The organism is Streptomyces sp. NPDC038213, assembly GCF_055600495.1.
Map to the genome: position 1 here is coordinate 1 of NZ_JBVJYM010000077.1, position 1,412 is coordinate 1,412.

Here is a 1,412-nt window from a genome sequence, read left to right on the forward strand (position 1 = left end):
GCCGACCTCGACAAGGTCCTCGCCGACAAGGCCACCCTCACCAAGATCCTCACCTACCACGTCGTCGGCCAGAAGCTCACCCCCCAGCAGCTCGAGAACGGCAGCTTCGAGACCCTCCAGAAGGGCATGGTCACCACCACCGGCTCCGGCGAGGCCTACAAGGTCAACGACACCGCCAACGTCGTCTGCGGCAACGTGAAGACCGCCAACGCCAACGTCTACATCATCGACACCGTCCTGATGCCCAAGTAGCCCGGACGACAAGGAGTGCTCAGGGGGCCGGTCCTGGAAGGACCGGCCCCTGGCCCGCTCCCCCTTGAAACGCATGGCTGCGCGCCCGGCCCCGTCGCGCCCGGACGCGCAGCCCCTGCGCGCTTTGTCGAAGGACACGCGAGTACTTCCGCGGCGCCGTACCGCCCTCGCCGGCAACCTACTCTTCAGTAGCTCTTCTGTGTACCGTGCCAGCCATGAGGGAACGACACATGCCAGCATCTGCTTCCGCCCGGCTGCTCAGCGGCCTGCTCATAGCGGCCGGCGCCGCCCATTTCGCGCTTCCGCGTCAGTTCGACGCCCTCGTACCCCGCGCCCTGCCCGGCCCGCCCCGGGCCTGGACGCACATCAGCGGGCTCGCGGAGATCGCAGTGGGCGCCGCGGTCGCCGTCCCCCGCACACGGCGATCCGGCGCGCTGGCCGCAGCCGCCCTCTTCATCGCCGTCCTCCCCGCGAACGTGCAGATGGCCTACGACTGGCGCGACCGCCCCACCCCCCTGCGGGCGGCGGCACTGGCCCGGCTTCCGCTCCAGGCCCCCCTGGTCCTGTGGGCCCTGCGCGTCCGCCGCACCGGCACACCCCGGGCCTGACTGCAGCGGGGCGGCAGCCTCCGGCGCGCGGGAAGGAACGGGACTCGCCCGTGACTTCAGGCCACGGCCGACGGCACCGCCCCCGCCCGGGCTGGGCATGTCCGCGCACGTATCTGCCGCCCGGCGGTCACAGTCCGGCCCCGGACGAGCCGCAGATCGCACGTGTCCGGGGCCGACGCCGAAGGGCGCTACTTCTGGTTGAGGGGCAGGGCCAGGTCGGTGACCTGGTGCTTCTTCGGGAAGGCGCCCCTGGCGGTGGCCTTGCCGGTCAGTACGTCGACGGAGTACAGGCGGTACGAGCCGCCGTTTGCGATGGTCGCGAAGCCGTGGTTGGCCCCGGTCGCGGGGTCGGAGTAGATGTCGAACCCGGCGTCGGGCGCGGCGTCCAGGCCGAGGTTCCCGGTCGGGGCGAGGGTGCCGGCGTTGGCCGGGGACTGCAGGGAGACGCGGTCGGCCATCGTGTCGAGGTCGAAGAGCGTGGTCGCGGTGGCCGTGTTCAGGTCGTTGTTGGTGTAGGCGGCGCCGGTGACGCCCGTGGCGGTGGACGGCGGC

The 1,412-nt window shown here is 71.9% G+C and carries 3 protein-coding genes; 2 read left to right on the forward strand and 1 reads right to left on the reverse strand.

Going from position 1 to position 1,412, the window contains the following annotated elements:
* Together ACZ7JZ_RS36015 and ACZ7JZ_RS36020 are read left to right on the forward strand one after the other, a co-directional pair.
* Positions 1-252: fasciclin domain-containing protein (locus ACZ7JZ_RS36015; protein WP_470947392.1), on the forward strand; the 252-nt coding region annotated here is incomplete at its 5' end.
* A gap of 230 nt (positions 253-482) precedes the next feature.
* Positions 483-860: a DoxX family protein gene (locus ACZ7JZ_RS36020; protein WP_470947395.1), complete on the forward strand. Its 378-nt coding sequence runs from the start codon at positions 483-485 to the stop codon at positions 858-860.
* 188 nt (positions 861-1,048) lie between these two features.
* On the opposite strand, the gene ACZ7JZ_RS36025 is transcribed toward ACZ7JZ_RS36020, so the two are convergent.
* A partial coding sequence (locus ACZ7JZ_RS36025) for a DUF4394 domain-containing protein (RefSeq protein WP_470947398.1) occupies positions 1,049-1,412 on the reverse strand: 364 nt, incomplete at its 5' end.

Excerpts from the sequence above, each read along its gene's own strand:
- ACZ7JZ_RS36020 (WP_470947395.1), top strand. The coding sequence starts at position 483 with ATGCCAGCATCTGCTTCCGCCCGGCTGCTCAGCGGCCTGCTCATAGCG.